12 protein-coding genes are annotated in these 17,665 nt (G+C 45.0%); 3 read left to right on the plus strand and 9 right to left on the minus strand.

Going from position 1 to position 17,665, the window contains the following annotated elements; all coding sequences use genetic code 11:
* Positions 1 to 25: 25 nt before the first annotated feature.
* Entirely contained in the window at positions 26 to 2,602 is a 2,577-nt protein-coding gene (mutS, locus tag SCB77_RS08060; RefSeq protein WP_320185917.1) for a DNA mismatch repair protein MutS, read from the minus strand.
* A 250-nt stretch (positions 2,603 to 2,852) separates the two neighbouring features.
* Between mutS and mtgA the strand changes: the two genes are divergently transcribed.
* Entirely contained in the window at positions 2,853 to 3,593 is a 741-nt protein-coding gene (gene mtgA / locus SCB77_RS08065) for a monofunctional biosynthetic peptidoglycan transglycosylase (protein WP_320185918.1), read from the plus strand.
* A 44-nt stretch (positions 3,594 to 3,637) separates the two neighbouring features.
* Here the strand turns inward: mtgA and SCB77_RS08070 are convergent, their stop codons facing one another.
* The 8 genes from SCB77_RS08070 to SCB77_RS08105 all read right to left on the minus strand — a co-directional run bounded on the left by SCB77_RS08070 (position 3,638) and on the right by SCB77_RS08105 (position 16,063).
* Entirely contained in the window at positions 3,638 to 5,212 is a 1,575-nt protein-coding gene (locus SCB77_RS08070) for a discoidin domain-containing protein (protein ID WP_320185919.1), read from the minus strand.
* 99 nt (positions 5,213 to 5,311) lie between these two features.
* Positions 5,312 to 6,334, minus strand: coding sequence for an isoaspartyl peptidase/L-asparaginase family protein (locus tag SCB77_RS08075; protein WP_320185920.1), 1,023 nt, complete (start codon positions 6,332 to 6,334; stop codon positions 5,312 to 5,314).
* A 116-nt stretch (positions 6,335 to 6,450) separates the two neighbouring features.
* Positions 6,451 to 7,779, minus strand: a complete 1,329-nt coding sequence (locus SCB77_RS08080) for a DUF5125 domain-containing protein (protein WP_320185921.1) — start codon at positions 7,777 to 7,779, stop codon at positions 6,451 to 6,453.
* Positions 7,779 to 9,269, minus strand: coding sequence for a glycoside hydrolase family 30 protein (locus SCB77_RS08085; RefSeq protein WP_320185922.1), 1,491 nt, complete (start codon positions 9,267 to 9,269; stop codon positions 7,779 to 7,781). The genes SCB77_RS08080 and SCB77_RS08085 overlap by 1 nt, the downstream gene beginning before the upstream one ends.
* A 25-nt stretch (positions 9,270 to 9,294) precedes the next feature.
* Entirely contained in the window at positions 9,295 to 10,821 is a 1,527-nt protein-coding gene (locus SCB77_RS08090; protein ID WP_320185923.1) for a RagB/SusD family nutrient uptake outer membrane protein, read from the minus strand.
* 10 nt (positions 10,822 to 10,831) lie between these two features.
* On the minus strand, positions 10,832 to 13,810 hold the full coding sequence (locus tag SCB77_RS08095) for a SusC/RagA family TonB-linked outer membrane protein (protein ID WP_320185924.1): 2,979 nt from the start codon (positions 13,808 to 13,810) through the stop codon (positions 10,832 to 10,834).
* Between the two features lie 199 nt (positions 13,811 to 14,009).
* Positions 14,010 to 15,572 (minus strand): DUF6377 domain-containing protein, encoded by a 1,563-nt coding sequence (locus SCB77_RS08100; protein WP_320185925.1) that lies wholly within the window; start codon positions 15,570 to 15,572, stop codon positions 14,010 to 14,012.
* 74 nt (positions 15,573 to 15,646) lie between these two features.
* The gene (locus tag SCB77_RS08105; RefSeq protein ID WP_320185926.1) at positions 15,647 to 16,063 is read right to left on the minus strand and encodes an RNA-binding S4 domain-containing protein; all 417 of its coding nucleotides are present in this window, start codon (positions 16,061 to 16,063) and stop codon (positions 15,647 to 15,649) included.
* Between the two features lie 187 nt (positions 16,064 to 16,250).
* On the opposite strand from SCB77_RS08105, the gene SCB77_RS08110 reads away from it, so the two are divergent.
* On the plus strand, positions 16,251 to 17,078 hold the full coding sequence (locus SCB77_RS08110) for a 2,3,4,5-tetrahydropyridine-2,6-dicarboxylate N-succinyltransferase (protein WP_320185927.1): 828 nt from the start codon (positions 16,251 to 16,253) through the stop codon (positions 17,076 to 17,078).
* A complete protein-coding gene (locus SCB77_RS08115; RefSeq protein ID WP_320185928.1) occupies positions 17,078 to 17,659 on the plus strand; it encodes an L-threonylcarbamoyladenylate synthase in 582 nt (193 codons plus the stop codon). The genes SCB77_RS08110 and SCB77_RS08115 overlap by 1 nt, the downstream gene beginning before the upstream one ends.
* Positions 17,660 to 17,665 lie beyond the last annotated feature (6 nt).

Raw genomic sequence — 17,665 nt, forward strand, 5'->3', positions numbered from 1 at the left:
TGCTCCTCCCGTTAACTGTGAGGCTTTAGTTCTTCAATAGGCGCTGTATCTCGTCAAGTTTCATCAAGGCTTCTACTGGCGTGAGGGTATTCACATCCAAGTTGTTGAGCATATCGCGAATTTTTTCCAAAACAGGATCATCAATAGCGAACATCTGTAACTGGTAAGCCTGCTTTTGGATCTTACGCATACTATCTTTTATCTGTTCTCCACCGGTACGTTCCTGCTCCAGTCGTTTCAGGATTTCCCCTGCTCGACCGATCAATTTGGCCGGCATACCCGCCAATTTAGCCACATGTATACCGAAGCTATGCTCGGAACCACCTGGCACCAATTTGCGTAAAAAGATGACCTTATTGTTCAGTTCCTTCACCGTGACATTAAAATTTTTGATACGCGACATAGAGTTCGTCAATTCATTTAACTCGTGATAATGCGTAGCAAAAAGTGTTTTCGCCCTCGCGGTAGGATGATTATGTAAAAATTCGGCAATAGCCCACGCAATAGAGATACCATCATAGGTACTCGTGCCGCGACCAATTTCATCCAGTAGGATTAACGAACGATCGGAAAGATTATTCATGATGCTGGCAGTCTCGTTCATCTCCACCATAAAGGTCGACTCGCCCGAAGACAAGTTGTCGGAGGCTCCCACCCGCGTAAAAATTTTGTCGACTAAACCTATGGTCGCTTCTTTTGCCGGGACAAAGCAGCCTATCTGTGCCATGAGCACGATCAAGCCTGTCTGCCGCAACAAGGCCGACTTACCGGCCATGTTTGGACCGGTAATAATAATAATCTGCTGGCTCTCTGGATCCAGAAAAGTGTCGTTAGTGATATAATCCTCCCCGAGCGGCAAATTCTTTTCAATAACAGGATGGCGACCACCTTTGATGTCTAGCAATTTGTCCTCCGTGACCACAGGTTTGACATAAAAGTTTTTCTCGGCAATCCAAGCGAAGTTCAGCAGTACATCTAGCTTGGCAATAAGTTGCGCATTAAGCTGTATGGGCTTGATGTAGTTCGTGATATCCAAAAGCAGCTCGGCATATATCCGGCTTTCTATGGCTTGAATTTTCTCTTCGGCGCCTAGAATCTGCTCTTCATATTCCTTGAGCTCTTCGGTGATATATCGTTCCGCATTGACTAAGGTTTGTTTTCGTATCCATTCCGTGGGAACTTTATCCTTGTGTGTATTTGTTACCTCGAGGTAGTAGCCGAAGACATTGTTGAATGCAATCTTCAACGAGGGAATGCCAGTGGCTTCCGATTCTCGTCGCTGTATTTCCAACAGATAGTCTTTTCCGCCAAAGGCTACCTTGCGTAATTTATCCAAATCTGCATCGACACCATCCGCAATGACATTTCCCTTCAGGATCGACACCGGTGGTTCTGCCTGAAGCATGCCTTCCATCTTATCTCGGATAATCTGGCAAATATTCAGTTGTTCAGAGATAACACGCAAACTTTCCGAAGACGGGATATTAGTCAAGGTTTTCAGTTTTTCTACAGCATATAATGATCGCTTCAACTGTGTTATTTCACGTGGATTCGCTTTCTGCAAGCCTATTTTAGAAATAAGGCGTTCCAGATCGCCCACTTGTTTTATCTCTTTGATAAGTTCATCACGCAGATCACGATGTTCATAAAAATAGGAAACAACATCTAAGCGTTCGTTGATAGACTTCAAATCTTTGAGGGGCATCACCATCCACCTCTTCAACAAGCGAGCACCCATGGGGGAAGCCGTTTGATCCAAGACGTCGGAAAGGGTGGTCGCATTTTCGTTTGCCGAGCCGATCAATTCTAAATTACGGATGGTAAAGCGATCCAACCACATAAACCGGTCTTCCTCAATTCGAGCGATATGCGAGACATGCTGTAGATTACGATGCTCGGTTTCATTGAGGTAGTGCAAGGCTACTCCGGCAGCAAGCATCCCTAGTGGCATGCGCTCGATACCGAAACCTTTCATCGACCTCACTTCGAAATGCTTCAACAATGTTTCCGATGCGTAATCACCGGTATATGGCCATTCGTCCAGCGTATAAGTGTAATACTGGCTTCCAAATTGTTCTAAAAATGCTTTGTATTGTTTTTTTGCTAAGATGATCTCCGTAGGTTTAAAGCCCTGTAAAAGCTTATCTATATAACTTGCGCTGCCCTGTGCAACCAGAAATTCGCCCGTAGAGATGTCCAGAAAAGAAATGCCGTATTGACCTTTTTCTTCACAGATAGAGGCTAGATAGTTGTTGGACTTTTGTTGGACAATATTATCGTTGTACGATACGCCTGGCGTAACAAGTTCCGTTACCCCACGTTTGACGATTGTTTTTGTTTGCTTAGGATCTTCCAACTGATCACATATGGCAACCCTTTGGCCCGCGCGAACGAGTTTGGGCAAATAGGTCTCTAGAGAATGGTGCGGAAAACCGGCCAATGCGGTCTCGGATTCTGATCCATTGCCTCTTTTCGTTAATACTATACCCAAAATACCAGCAGCTTTAATCGCATCTTCTCCAAATGTCTCGTAAAAATCCCCCACTCTAAACAACAGCAAAGCGCCAGGGTACTTGGCCTTGATGGTATTATATTGCTGCATTAAAGGGGTTTGTTTTTTCTCTTTCGCCACTGGTAATTTATTTTTAGTGAGCCGTAAAAATAAGGTAAATGGCCCGATTTGACAAGACTTTTATAGATGGCAGCATGCTTTTGCGGCATCTCTCCTAAATGGTAGTTTCATCCCTTTATTTGATATCTCCAATAGGAATAACAGATGAATGTGCATCTCCTGAGCGGTCCACTAGGAGAATTTCAAAAAATCGCCTAGCTTTGCAGCACAATCCGTGGTCATGGCAATTAAGCGCTCTACAACAAAGAAAAAAAATACAAGAAAAAAAAGCAGTAAGGCATCCTGGAAGCAGAAGATCGGTATTTGGGCAGCCCGCATCGTCCTGTTGTTTTTTGGCTTCACGATCTTTTGGGTCTTGTTATTGACGATCATGAATCCGCCAGTCACATTCTTACAACTACAGCGTGGTTTTGAGCGGAAGGGTGCTGGCAAAGAATGGAAAATTGAAAAAGACTGGTTGAGTTACGATGAGCTATCTGATAATCTAAAACGAGCGGCTATTGCTGGTGAAGATGCGCATTTTTTGACACACAATGGTTTTGACACGAAGGCCATTCGCGAAGCTTTCGAAAAAAACCAAGCAGGCAAGAAATTGCGAGGCGGTAGCACCATCAGCCAGCAGGTCGCTAAAAATGTATTTTTATGGCCGGATCGCTCCTGGCTTCGAAAAGGTCTAGAAACCTATTTCACGGTATTGATCGAAGTATTTTGGAGCAAAAAGCGCATATTAGAAGTTTACCTAAACGTGATTGAGATGGGACAAGGTGTGTATGGCGCAGAGGCGGCGGCACAATATTATTTCCACAAATCGGCAAAAAGCCTCAGCAAAAAAGAAGCAGCCCTGATTATCGCTATTTTACCAAGTCCACAAAAATGGGATGCACGACGCCCTTCGGCCTACGTAAACCGTCGCGCAAACAGCATCGTGCGCTATATGAATTACTATAATATTCCAGAATAGTTAAAAGTCTTCTTTTGTAAAAAAGAAGACTTTTAAATCTGCGATTATCTTAGCAGGATATCAAACTCTGCCATATGCGTGTAATTGAAGTTTCCGTGCGAATTTATTGATTCAACACGAATGTATCGAGTAGATAGCGTACTGCCCAAGTTAACATAATTAGCCCCGGCATAACGCGGCAAACTGTAGGTTCCAGCCGTCAACCAATTTACACCGTCCGTGCTCGTCTGTAATCGAAATTGACTCAAAGCGCCGTTCAAACTACTACGATTGTAAACGACCAACGTATTAAACTGTTGAATCGTTTGGGCATCGATGACAAAATGATGCGGATGAAGCGTTTCTCTAGGGGACCAAGGCGTATGCCAGTTAGTACTGAGATTACCATCTAAAATATTGGTCACAGGTGACCCTGACTGATCACCTGAACTGGTTACCGTCCAAGATTGACGATTGGATAGTTCTGTACGAAAAACGGATTCCAAATTAGGCAATTGGTTATCGAACGAAAGCATGAAATGCTCCGTTTTACGAAGACCATTCGGAGCAATGAAATGTATCCGAAGTTGATAAATACCAGAACGATTTTGAAAATCACTTAAAGGGCATTCAATATATAAGCTATCATTGTTAATCGAATTTGCACCGAAAGTTATGGCATCATAATCGAGATTATTTCCATAGGGCTCCCGATCAAAATAAGCCGCTACATAATTAATGGCCTGCTGACTCTCAAAATTTCCAGATAGGACAATCTTGCCATCTACAACCGAACTGCGTAAGTTTTTCAAAGAAAAATTAAAATTTTGATGCCAGTCAGCGCGGTTGGTCCAGCTAAAGGTTTGTGAATTACTAAAAATTGCGGAACTCGTTTTTGTAATATATGTAGGATTTCTACCATAAGTTGAGTTTCCTGAGCCCATCAGTGCAGTTCCATGCGCCGCCGTTGCGGAAACGGTTCCGTAATTATGTGGGCCATTCAGCCCGTGTCCCAACTCATGAACCAGTCCGCCGATCCACTTTGTCGCCAAGTTACCGTATGTCCCCGACGTTCCTAAATATTTCGCGTCCATATGCGCATAATCTAACGCATAGCAATATCTTCCCGTTCCATAAAATGGCACACCTCCCGGATTCAGTGGATCGCCACTACGAGAAGGCAGAATAATCAAATAATGATCACTTTTTTTCTGCGTCGGATTTGCAGCGAAGTAGGCATCAACTTCCGTTTTAACTGCTCCCGAACCACCGCTATAGGGGTAAGTAGCTGCGCCGGATTCCCCCCTCACCGTAACGATATTGATCAAACTGTCGTTAACCAAATCCAAACCAAATGATCGACGGCCAAAACCTTCTCGCTCTAGGTTCTCCGCGAAAAATGACTGTGCATCGAGCAAGATACGACTTATTCGCTTTCTATAGTTCGCTACGCTATCATTATCGGTTGGAATAAAATAGACAACATTTAATTTGTAGGGGTTTTCCGCCCATTCGTTTGTTATTCCAGCAATCTCGTTTTCTGGAGATACATCTGTAAGGGTAAGTAATTGTTTTTGGCAACTCGCAACGAGCAGCAAGAGGCTAGTCCCAAGAAATAGGCTCAATGATAATTTTTTCATATATCTGTTAAATTTATAATAACTCGAACATATCAGAAAAAATTACATCCCTAGGGGCTAAATCTTAAATAATTAGGGGCAAAATTTTAAAACTTGTCATCATTTATAGATAGCGACCTCTACTTGTCCATCGGCAGTGATTTTACCACGGTACATCCCAGCAGTGTTAAAGGGCATAGCCACTTGTCCGTCTTTATTCAATACAATCATGCCACCATCGCCTCCTAGCGCCTCGATCTTGTCGACAACAGCTTGTGCTGCCTGCATTAGTGGAAGCTTTGTATATGCAACAATCGCAGCTACATCATAAGCGGCAACCGATCGGATAAAATACTCACCCCAACCGGTACAGGAGATGGCTACCTGATCGTTAGCGTAATTGCCGGCACCAATGATGGGCGAGTCACCAACTCGGCCATATTTCTTATTGGTCATTCCTCCTGTTGATGTACCGGCTGCCAAAGCGCCTTGTTGATCCAAGGCTACGCAGCCCACCGTACCGAACTTCTCATCTACATATTTCTTGTTGTTGCTCTGTTTATCATCATGATCCAAGGCTGTAGATTCTTTGTCTCTTTCTAAGATTTTCTGTAGTGCTTCCCAGCGGGGCTTTGTCCAAAAATATGAAGGATCAACCAATACTATTCCTTTCGATGAAGCGAACTCTTCGGCTCCTTTTCCCACCATCATTACATGCTCCGACTGCTCCATTACGGCTTTTGCCGCGGTGATGGGGTTTCTAATGCTGTGCACGCCTGCTACGGATCCAGCTTGCAGGGTTTTACCATTCATAATCGATGCATCCATTTCGTTTTCACCATGGTGGTTAAAAACCGCTCCTTTGCCGGCGTTAAACAAAGGAGAATCTTCCATAATTTGGATGGCCGCGCTTACCGCCTCCACGCTCGTCCCTCCTGTTTGCAGTACGCGATAGCCTTCTTTTAGGGATTTTGTCAATTCGGCAACATAAGCGCGCTCCAAAGAATCGTTCATATTCTTTTTCAAAATCGTGCCCGCTCCGCCATGTATGGCTAAGACATAACGTTTCGAATTAGATTGCTGGGCGAAGCTAAATAGCGATAGGCTCATCAACAACATACAGATGCGTAAAGTAAGGCTCATGTTCATCATGGGAAATTTTGTTCAGTGCGCCTCAAGGTACAGATTTATCGGGGAACAAAAAAGCCGGGCTGCGATAGCCCGGCTCCTAGTGTTTGTTGTTTAGATTTTTATACCTATTACTTACGTTCTACGTTGAGTACAGCTTGATCATTGCCCGCGGAGAGGTCAACCGTTAACACATAAGTAGCGCCATCAACCAACTGTCTGCCCGTTACAATACCCAAGTTACCGGGGTCTCGACCGTTAGATCCGTTTCCGACTAGAATAAGGTCGCTGCTCGTTGATAGCCCGTCGTTTTTAAACTCCCCGCCCCAACCCTTCTGATGGAAAAACTTGAAGTTGATGCTGTTTGTCGCGATCTGTTGGCCGGCAACCAAGGTTATACGATACTTCTTGCCACCTATAGGTGCCAAACATAAAGCCTTCTCGGTGGTCCACCCCACTTGGTTACCCAAGTTGGGTTTCCCCACACCTTCTCCAATAATCCATATGGCACCGGTACCGTCGGCGTTTAGTGTAGCTAAATTATCTCCCGTCATCGCTTCCACAATAAAGTAGTGACGATCAAAATCTGCGGTGACACGGTATTTACCTGGAGCCGCATTAAAACGGATCTGTCCATTTTCACGGATTATGAAATCCGTATCTAGCCACCAGTCGTCCAATGCCGGAAAATCGGTAAATATCATCTCCTGATTCGCGGTAAGTGTGAGATCCGCTGTATAGTGGTTATCATCAAGCATACGCATTTCTACGCCATTCAGCATATAACTTTGAAAAGGATCTGCTTGGTAAGTCAACGTGTTGAACGAAATACTGTACTCGCCCGGTGACAGGTAAGAAAACGGAATCTGCTGGGTGCTACCTTGCGTAACCGCTTCATTCTCCCATCCGAAATTCAAGACATTCCCATTCGCCCCAAATGCAGGCGCCTGAATGTAGCCCCTCACTTTTTGTGGCAGCTCTTTGGTGATGCTATACTGGTTGTTACCTACACGATCTAAGCGAATAGTTTCCGAATCTGCAATCAAATTCAGGTAAGGGAAATCAGGTCTCGACAGGGCGAGTTCTTTCATTTCTTCCACCTTAACCATACCCACATTTTCGAGTACAAAGCGCAGTTCTGCGGTTCCATTTGGGATATCTTTGTAGAAAGGAACAAAAATTTTCGCATTATAATTGCCGTAGCTTTTAGTCCGGATAATTTTTTCGGAAACTTTGTCGCCGCTGAAATACAGCTGAACTTTCAGTGTAGATAGCTCCGTCCCATCGTCCGCTACGGCCACGCGAAAGCTTAGGCTATCGCCGAAATATGCATTATCTGCAACCTCGTCCACCGTTAGGCTCGGGCTGCCTCCGCCCAATGGATAGCGGTATTCTTCTTTACAAGCCCAAACGGATGTCATGCCTAGGAACAGCATGATATAGTGTATTAACTTTTTCATTATTTCCAGGTATAAGAGACGACAGATTGTGCAGGAATATCATAACTAAAGTATTTACTACCGTCCGTAAATGTTATCCGCGTATTTTTCGTTTGCTCATTGGCCAACACCACAGCATAGCTATTATCAGGATTCTTGAATGCGGATAGTACTACGCCCTGCTCCGTAAAACCTTCGGTACCGATACGTACCGCCCCCGGCTTCACCACAGAAGAAAGGTGGCCGATAACAAAGTAATGGGAGTTTTTCGTGATGGTTTTATAGTCCGACATGTTGATATCCACGGCACCAAAACAGGTTTGACATCCACCTTCGCGATTGGGGCCACGCTCTGAATCTAGCATCAGGTTCCATACGATCACTGCACGGCTCCAATTATTTACCGTTCCTAAAGCCACCTCTTTCATATCCTCCAACAGGCGTCTGCCTAGATTTTGACCGGTATTCCACGTTCCGATAGAGGTTTCCGTAAAAATCAACTCTTTCTCGGGTGCTTTTCCGTGAATATCCAATAATTCCGCCTTATCGCCTCCGTAATTGTGGTATGCGGCACCCGCAAAGTAAGAGGCAGCTTTTGCATCTTCGTAAATCTTCACCGGATAATCGTCTTGGCTACTCATATTGTCATAGTTGTAGTTGTGGTCGAACGCATAAATCTTGGTACGCAGCCCCGCTTGTTGTAACTTTGGTCCCAGCGCATCACGCACGAAATCACGCTGTTCATTCCAGTACATGAACATTGAAGCTGAATTCCCCGCATTGAGCGGTTCATTCTGTGGTGTAACAGCATGAATAGCAATTCCCGCCGCTTGCATCGCTTGAATCCATTTTACAAAGTATGTCGCATAATCCTGATAAAATTTGGGATTTAGGTGCCCGCCTGTCCAGGAATCGTAGGGTGCTAGATTGGTTAAGTCGGCCACTTTCATCCATTTGGGTGCTGTCCATGGCGATCCCAATATTTTAATATTCGGATTTATCGCCAAGATTTCCTTCAAAATAGGAATCACGTATTTTGTTTCTTCCTCCTGTAATGCAAAATTAGCGATGCCTTCTTGATCATTGAGCGTGTATTCGCTCAGCGAGAAGTCGGAGCAACCAATAGCAATCCGGATATAGCTTTGCCCCATTCCATCGGTAACGCTAAATGTTTCTTGGAGAAACTTTGTACGATCCGCCTGTGTCATCTTTAACAAATTGTAGGCCGTCGATCCAGTGATTGCCGAACCAAAACCGTCCATTGTCTGGTAGCGCTGTTGTTCATTCAAACGAATAGTCCGCGGAGACATATTTGCCCCACTACCAAAGTCAACAAAGGACTTTTTAAACTGCTGCGTACGTGCGGCGGTAGTGGTGTAGATCGTCACATCACCTGTTTGTTTGCCCGGTGGCGGCTCCGGCACAGCCTCTGATTGGCCGCTAGAACCGCAGGCCATCACCATTAAACTGAATAAACTACTGAAGAGTATCGTTTTCTTTAAATTTTCCATTTGAATAAATTGGTTGTTAAGTGGACTAGTAGCCCAAGTTTTGCTTTAAGTTCGGATTTTGATCGAGGATGCTTTGTGGTATAGGCATACGGTACGAAAAGTTGGTAAACGGATACACCTGCGTACGGCGTCCACTATCTTTCGCATATACAGCATTCATGACAGGTTCTACCCTATCCAATCGCACCAGATCAAACCAGCGGTGCCCTTCAAAGGCCAGTTCTAGGCGTCGCTCTTTAAGAAGCGCGTCCAACAAGGCCGTGCGGTTGCCGCGGGTGGCGGATGACAATCTCGCTAATTTGGCTCTGACGCGTACCTGATCGATGATATCCGCTGCGGCATTAAGATCGCCGCCTTCCCGCTGTATCAAGGCTTCAGCTTTCAATAGCAAAATATCCGCGTAACGGTATTTGATGATGCTATTTACCGCTGAGCGAATTTTATACATAAACGGGTAGTTGCTTGCCGGGTAATAGTTGCTCCAACTTGTTTGGTAGTACACCACCGACTGCGCAAACCGCACTTCATCCCCTTCCTGTTGAAAGGTATTAATCAAGTCACGGGATGGTGTAACCCATTTAGCCCAGGTAAAATTAGAATTGTAGTTGGTGAGGTCGCGTCCAAACATCCAAGTAACCCAATTGCCATTTCCTGCAAAAAACTGACCTTCCAAGATAGATTCTTGTGTGTTTCGTTTTTTTGCATCCGTATTGTTATCGTTCATACCGAAGAGGTTGCTAAAATCTTCTTCCAATGCAAAGCCATCAGCGGCAAGTTCATCGGCATATTGGATAACCTTTCCGTAGTCACGCAACGGTTTCTCCGCATACACCTTTGCCAACACCGCGCGTGCCACCGATTTACTAAAGATAGTCTTGTTGGCCGTATTGTTGGACGGAGCATCGGGAATGGCTTCTAGTAAGTCTTTTTGTATCTGTTCATACACCTCCTTTTCGCTACTTTGCATCGGGAAGTAAGAGGGATAGACCTCCTCGATATTCTCCGAGGTAATATCTCTAGCTACCGTGGTGACCAAAGGCACATCGCCCCAAAGCCGAACCATATCGAAATACACCAATGCACGAAATATTTTCGCTTCCGCTTTGTATTGGCGACGTTCATTGGTTGTCAAGCTGTTGTCATTTACAGAATCGACATATTGCACCATTTTGTTGGCCAGTGCTACATCTTCCATATAGCGGCTCCAGTCGCGTGCAAGCACCGAATTTGATCCCTCAATCGAGTTGTTCTCGAATGGCAACACCTCAGCCCCCGTTGTGCCAGCATAGGCATTATCGGCATGCGCATCCCCAACCAGCAACAGGTCAAGATACCAATGCTCTTGTCTATTCCGTATCTGGTCGTACATGGCTTGACGATGACTGAGCACGGATGCTTTATCTTTAAAAGCTACATATTCACCGGCCTCATTGATCCCTTCCGTCACATCAGAGAATGAATCCAAGGGATCGCGTACAAGTGAACAACTCTGTAGGCAAGAAACAATTCCTACCCATACTATGCAATAATTAAAATATCTTTTCATGTTCATCAGATTACGGTTAAAACTCCAGATTTAATCCTACCACAAAAGAGCGATTCTGCGGGTATGTGCCCCAATCGATGCCCTGCACACTACCACTATTACCCCATTGGTTAACTTCAGGATCAAAACCTGTATATTTCGTAAAGGTCAACAAGTTGCTGGCCGATATAAAAGGCTGCAAACGGCGAATACCCACATTGGACAACCGTGCCGTCTTCACATCGTAAGACAAGGAAATATTCTTTACCCGCAGGAAGCTACCGTCTTCCACAAAGTAGCTAGAGTTTTTCAGGTCAAAACCTGCTTTCGGGATACTCGTCTGCTGCCCCGGTACACGCCAACGATCGAGCACGCGTATCGATTGATTTTTACCATCATACATTCCTTCAGTTTCCATCCGTGAAGCATTGTAGATATCATTACCATAAGATCCTTGCAAGAAAACACTGAGATTAAAACCCTTGTAGGACAAGTTATTCGTGAGGCCGAATATAAAGTCAGGATTAGGGTCGCCGATATAGGTCCTGTCTGACGAGGAAACGCGTCCATCGCCATTTACATCGCGGTAGCGGAGTTCGCCCGTCTCGGGATCCACGCCATCACTGATGTACCCAAAGAATCCACCTAGCGATCGGCCGGGCTCATTTCGAACGACATTATCGTCTACAAAATCAGATGTACGTGCGGTGCTGTAGATTCTTTGCAGTTCCAAATTCGTCAGTCGATTCCGATTGAAGGAAATATTAAAGTCCGTAGACCACAGAAATTCGCGCACTAGATTTTTACTACTCACATTCAGCTCGAGTCCTTTGTTAGTCATTACCCCTTCATTACGCATGATAGAACCCGATATGTTTGCTCCTGCTGGCACGGTTGCTGTCATGAGCATATCCGTCGTTTTTTTATGGTAATAGTCCAAGTTGACGGTCAGTCGGCTGGCAAATGCCGTAAAATCAACACCAATATTGCTTTGCGTTGTGGTTTCCCAACGTAGATCTCGTGTACGCAGATTTCCATTAATGGAGGTCACAGGCAATGCGTTTTCCTGCCCTGTTACAAACCAAGCAACCCGTGTAACATTGTACATCTGCAGGTAAGCATAGTCTGATAACCCGGATTGGTTTCCTGTTTGTCCCCACCCACCACGGATCTTCAGATCATTTATCCATGATACGTCCGACAAGAAGTCCTCCGAAGAAAGGCGCCACGCGGCAGAAACCGAGGGAAAAACACCCCAACGATAATCTGGGTGGAGCTTTGAAGAGCCATCACCACGCAAATTAGCGGTCACTAAATACTTTCCATCGAAATTGTATGATGCACGCCCAAATAAAGACATAATCGCCCAATCGGATGCACCGCTACCGGTACCTGTCCACGAAATCTTATTGGCTACATTTAACGTCTCAATCAGGTCATTCCTAAAATGCGAACCATTGATCCAGCTGTTGGTATAATCGGACGCCGTCCACGATGTTCCCCCCATAAGGTCGATACCGTGTCGCCCCCACTGCTTTTTATAGTTTAGCACATTGTCGAAGGTCAACACCGTATTCATATTACGGTTATCAGAAGCTTCGCCATATTGCGTCCTCCCCCAAGTTGTAGAAAGTGGATCCAAGAATGTAGTTGCCAAACCGTTCCGACGATCGAGCGCTAGCATGCTCTTAAATGTCAAATCAGGCGTAAAGGTTAGCATTGCGCTTCCTGAAGCGATCAAGCGATTTTCGCGTCCTTTGTTATTCTTCGTCCTTGCTATATTCTCCAATGGGCTGCTGATATTGACGCCGTAGAAGTCCGTATAATACTGTCCCGGAAAATCAGGATCCCAAATGGCGCCATAGGTCGGTGTGTTTATCGCGGACAGGACTACCCCACCACGATTCGCTCCATTTCCCGTATTGATGCCATTGCGGATATCATCGGTATACGCAATATTAGCGGTTACCTTCAGCCATTTGCGCACGTCGTTCTCGACGTTTGCGCGGAAGTTGTAGCGACGGTAAAACGAAGAATTAATAACCCCGGATTCATCGAGGTAGCCCCCCGACAGGAAATAGCGTAGTTTCTCTGTTCCGTCAGAGATAGAAAGCTGGTAATTCTGCATCAATCCTTTTGTGAAGGTTTCATCAAACCACTTTGTACGGTCAGGTAGTCCTTCTGGAAGACTTACCAAACCTATTTCATCTTGCAGCTCTTTGTATTGTGCTGCGTTGAGCGATTCCAATGTATTGGCGACACTGTTTTGTGTTAGTTGTCCATTGAGTGAGATTTTCGCATCGCCTGATTTACCCTGTTTTGTGGTAATCAAAACGACACCATTGGCTGCACGTGAGCCATAGATCGCCGCCGAAGAGGCGTCTTTCAATACCTGAATATCGGCCATGTCATTTGGCGACAGAAAATTGATATTATCCACAGGCACGCCGTCAACCACATAAAGCGGGTTGTTGCTGGCGTTGAATGAGGTTGTTCCGCGGATGCGGATGGAGGTTTCGCCGCCCGGCGCACCATTGGGCTGTATCACGGAAACACCGGCAGCCCTTCCTTGCAAAGCTTGTCCGGCAGACACAATGGGACGTTGGTTAAGATCTTCCAGCGACACACTGGAGATCGCGGTGGTCACATCCTTGCGTTTCACCGATCCATATCCAATCACGACAACATCCTCTAGGGCAGAGCTATTGGATTGCATCATGATGGCTATGCTTTCGCTTTGCACCGTTGCCGTAGCTGTTTCGTAGCCAATATAGGATATTGACAGTTCCGCTCCACGGGCCACATTTGCCAGTGTAAAATGACCATCCACATCGGTGGAGGTTACGTTGCTCGTTCCCTTCCAGGAAACTGTTGCCCCGACGATAGGCGCATTGGTTTGTCCATCTTTCACCGTCCCTCGTAAGGAAACGATTGTTTGTGCCCGCAAGGAAAAGACTTGCAGCAGCAAAAAAACGAAGAGAAAAATAGGACGCGTCATTCTTGTAGAAAATGCCATAGGTCTTATAATTTGATCTTTTTGTGGATTATAATTGTTCACCCCGAAGGGCTATGACAAAGTTAGTACGGTAGACGGGAAAAAGATTACCTAGAAAGCGTCGTCGACAGGAAAAGTAAACGGTATAACAAATTAAAAAACTGAAAATAAGCAAATTACATAATAAAGAGGAAAGACAAAAAGTAACCAGAATGATCGGTTAAAACGATCGAATATCGCCAATATCCCGGATTTTATCTTCAAATTCGTCTTTAGATCCAGCCACCTTACTGCGAACCTTCACCCGATAATTGTATACTGTGCGGAGGGAATACCGCAGAAAAGAAGCAATCTTGGTGGAATCGGTAATACCCAAACGGATCAAGGCAAAGATGCGTAGCTCGGTATTCAGCAGTTCACCTTCCTTCAGGCTGATGCGCTCATCGCTACGGAGCAATTGGTTAAAATCATCAATGAAGGAAGGGTACAAATTCAGAAAGATCACATCAAAATTACGGTACAGCTCATCGAGCTCATTCTTCACCACATCCTGCGACTTCAATATCTTATTGATGTCGTCGTATTGCTTTTGAGCGAAGCGTTTCAACAGCAGCTTACGCTGTTCGTCGATTTTATCGATGTAAGAAGAACAAATGTCAAAAAATTGGGCGATGTACTCCTCTTTAATATGGTTTGATTCCGAAAGGCTATTGTTAATGTGTAGCAGCTGATCGTTCAGCTTTTTAAGCTCTGCGTTTGCTTGATGCAGATCCGCTCGTGCTCGACGTAGTTTCTTGATTTGGGTATATAGAAAAAAGAGCGCGACGACCAAGAAAAGGGATAGCAAACTGATAACGATCAAATTTTGACGCAGTGCGCGCTTTTGCGCCAGTTCCTTTTCTTGGAAGGCGGTATTGATAATACCATAGAAAGAGGAGTTCTCGAGCGAGCGATAGCGTATGTTACAGAAGGCCGCATCGTTTATGGCTGCCTGAATAAATTGATAAGCTTTATCGATATCGCCCCTGTTATTATAACATTGTGCTAAGCTCTGTAGGGAGGCATTATCTTTAACTACGTGTTTAATATCTGATATGGCCGATAGTGAGAAATAGTACATCGCTTTATCCATATCATCTTTATTCTTGTACATCAAGCCCAGCAGATAGGCAATCAATCCCCGTTCGGGATACCGATCGTCCGTGCTGATGAGCAGCTGCTGCAAAATCTGCTCTGCTTCCGCTTCTCTATTGCGATACACATACTTAGTTGCCAAGGCTACGCGCTGCTGCAGGGACGTGTCGGGCAACAGCATCAACATAGAATCGCGGTAACGTTCGCTCAATTTAAAATATTGCTCATTATTGCTACTTTGTCCATAGTGGCTACTAAATGCGGTGTATGCTTCGAAGTAGGCAGGCAATAGCGCTGCCGGCAAGTTCGGTCGATCGACGGCTCGTAGCAATTTTTCGGCTTCGATAAACTTTCCCGTAGAAGAATAAAGACTAGCTAAGTAAAATGAAGCTTGACGAACAGCCATGGCATCGCCCCGCTGCTCCCCTAGCTGTTTGTAAAGCTGCGTATAGGTTATCGCGGAATCGACCTGATACTTACGGTAGGCAAGGATCAAATCTTTGACCAACTCTTGTTTGTCCGACAAAGAGCTTTCTTGCATCAACCGCGTTTTCAGTACGTTTATGCGTTCTAATTTTTGCTTTTCAAACTTATCCTTCGCAAGAAAGACCTGCGCAAGGGTTTGCGCGGTACTGTCTGTCCCTGTCATGGAGAAACATGGCAAGGCCAAAAAAACAACATAAATTAGGCTCCAATAAAAACGCATAGGTGTTGACTACTTAACTATTCTTTCTCTTCGTCGTCCCACCAATCTGTCTTGAGGTCGTCGATCTCGCGTCGATCTTTCTTGGTTGGTCTTCCGGTGCCACGATCTCGTTTAAGAACAGGCGCTTGGAAGACGGATTTGAAAGCATAAGTTTCCTCGACTGGTGTTTGGTCCTGATAAAACTGTACCGCGGTCTTCGCATCAACACGGCGCTCCAACAATCCAGTTACCAACACCACTTTACGCTCTGGTCCTTTTTGTATCGTATAGACGTCACCAATTTTGACGACAGCAGAAGCCTTTACATTCTGCCCATTAAGCTTGATGCGTCCTGCTTTGCAGGCCTCGGTGGCCAAACTTCTCGTTTTAAAGATTCGTATGGCCCATAAGTATTTGTCTATTCTCAGTTTCTCTTTCTCGGTTACAGCTCCCATAGCTACAAAATTACAGCAAATTAAAGTAATTTTAGAACGGTGAGTATTCTGATTCGCCAAAAATTTTTAATCTTTGTACTGAGGAAGATCGTCTGTTGTGTACAGGTAAACCGGGCTCTTCACTTTCAACGGTGGTCTTTCCATTGTTGAATTTTAACTTTTTAATTTTTACTTTTTAATTTGCAAAATGGAATTGGAATTACAGAAACTGCAGAAGCTTGTTGAAGACGCTTGGGAAGACAGAAAACTATTAGAATATAAAGAATACTTCGAAGCCATCAGTGTGGTTATCCAAAAATTGGACGAGGGCGAGCTTCGTGTTGCCGAGCCTATCGGTACACGCTGGCATGTAAACGACTGGATCAAGAAAGCCGTTATCCTGTACTTCCCTATCCGGGAAATGAAAGAAATTGACAATGGTCCGTTTGTGTATTTCGATAAAATGAAATTGAAAACGAACTACAAAGAATTGGGCGTTCGTGTTGTTCCTGGAGCAAGTGCACGCTACGGCGCATACCTTTCCAAAGGCGTAATCATGATGCCTTCTTACGTGAATATCGGTGCATATGTGGATGAAGGCACGATGGTAGATACTTGGGCAACTGTAGGTTCTTGTGCACAGATCGGGAAACATGTACACTTAAGTGGTGGTGTTGGTATCGGCGGTGTTCTTGAACCTGTGCAGGCTGCACCGGTGATCATCGAAGACAATGTCTTTGTCGGTTCTCGTGCCATTGTCGTGGAAGGTATCCGCGTAGAGACCGAAGCCGTTTTGGGCGCAAATGTGGTATTGACAGCATCGACAAAGATTATAGATGTTTCCGGGCCTGAGCCTGTAGAATACAAAGGCTATGTCCCTGCACGCTCGGTTGTTATTCCGGGATCATACACTAAGAAATTTGCAGCAGGAGAATACCAAGTTCCTTGTGCGCTAATCATCGGTCAACGTAAAGAATCGACGGACAAAAAAACGTCGCTGAACGATGCTTTACGCGACCACAACGTCGCTGTCTAATGCAACGCGCATTCGTCGATAGAGAAGATGTGAATAAAGCCCTCGATACGTTGAAAAACGGAGGGCTAATTCTTTATCCTACGGATACGATTTGGGGTATTGGTTGCGATGCTACCAATAAAGAAGCCGTTGAAAAGGTTTTCGCCTTAAAAGGCCGCGACAAAAGCAAAAGCTTGATCGTGCTGTTACACAACGACAATCAACTGGCTAGCTACGTTCAGGATATTCCGGAGGTAGCCTACGAACTGATTGAATATACAGAAAAGCCCCTAACGATCGTTTATTCGAAAGCAAAGAACTTAGCGGAGAACGCGCTTGCGGAAGATGGAAGCATAGGCATCCGTATTGTACGTCACCCTTTTTGCGAACAATTGTTACAGCGTTTTCGCAAGCCTATTATTTCAACGAGTGCGAATATTAGCGGTGCAAGTTCTCCAACATGTTTTGACGATATTTCGGAAGAGATTTTAAGCGGCGTAGATTACGTAGTAACATATGGTCAGCGAGAAAAAGGAGATGGAAAGTCGTCGACCGTGATGAAAATCGATCCGAGTGGAAAATTTGAGTTTTTACGTAAATAGATAAAA

The organism is Sphingobacterium bambusae (assembly GCF_033955345.1).
Taxonomy (GTDB): Bacteria; Bacteroidota; Bacteroidia; order Sphingobacteriales; family Sphingobacteriaceae; genus Sphingobacterium; species Sphingobacterium bambusae.

What these genes read in the sequence shown, in the direction of transcription:
- SCB77_RS08080 (WP_320185921.1), bottom strand. Translation starts at nt 7,779, where the DNA reads ATGAAAAAGTTAATACACTATATCATGCTGTTCCTAGGCATGACATCC.
- SCB77_RS08105 (WP_320185926.1), bottom strand. Translation starts at nt 16,063, where the DNA reads ATGGGAGCTGTAACCGAGAAAGAGAAACTGAGAATAGACAAATACTTA.
- mutS (WP_320185917.1), bottom strand. Translation starts at nt 2,602, where the DNA reads ATGCAGCAATATAATACCATCAAGGCCAAGTACCCTGGCGCTTTGCTG.
- SCB77_RS08095 (WP_320185924.1), bottom strand. Translation starts at nt 13,810, where the DNA reads ATGGCATTTTCTACAAGAATGACGCGTCCTATTTTTCTCTTCGTTTTT.
- SCB77_RS08110 (WP_320185927.1), top strand. Translation starts at nt 16,251, where the DNA reads ATGGAATTGGAATTACAGAAACTGCAGAAGCTTGTTGAAGACGCTTGG.
- SCB77_RS08075 (WP_320185920.1), bottom strand. Translation starts at nt 6,334, where the DNA reads ATGAGCCTTACTTTACGCATCTGTATGTTGTTGATGAGCCTATCGCTA.
- mtgA (WP_320185918.1), top strand. Translation starts at nt 2,853, where the DNA reads ATGGCAATTAAGCGCTCTACAACAAAGAAAAAAAATACAAGAAAAAAA.
- SCB77_RS08085 (WP_320185922.1), bottom strand. Translation starts at nt 9,269, where the DNA reads ATGGAAAATTTAAAGAAAACGATACTCTTCAGTAGTTTATTCAGTTTA.
- SCB77_RS08070 (WP_320185919.1), bottom strand. Translation starts at nt 5,212, where the DNA reads ATGAAAAAATTATCATTGAGCCTATTTCTTGGGACTAGCCTCTTGCTG.
- SCB77_RS08100 (WP_320185925.1), bottom strand. Translation starts at nt 15,572, where the DNA reads ATGACAGGGACAGACAGTACCGCGCAAACCCTTGCGCAGGTCTTTCTT.
- SCB77_RS08090 (WP_320185923.1), bottom strand. Translation starts at nt 10,821, where the DNA reads ATGAACATGAAAAGATATTTTAATTATTGCATAGTATGGGTAGGAATT.
- SCB77_RS08115 (WP_320185928.1), top strand. Translation starts at nt 17,078, where the DNA reads ATGCAACGCGCATTCGTCGATAGAGAAGATGTGAATAAAGCCCTCGAT.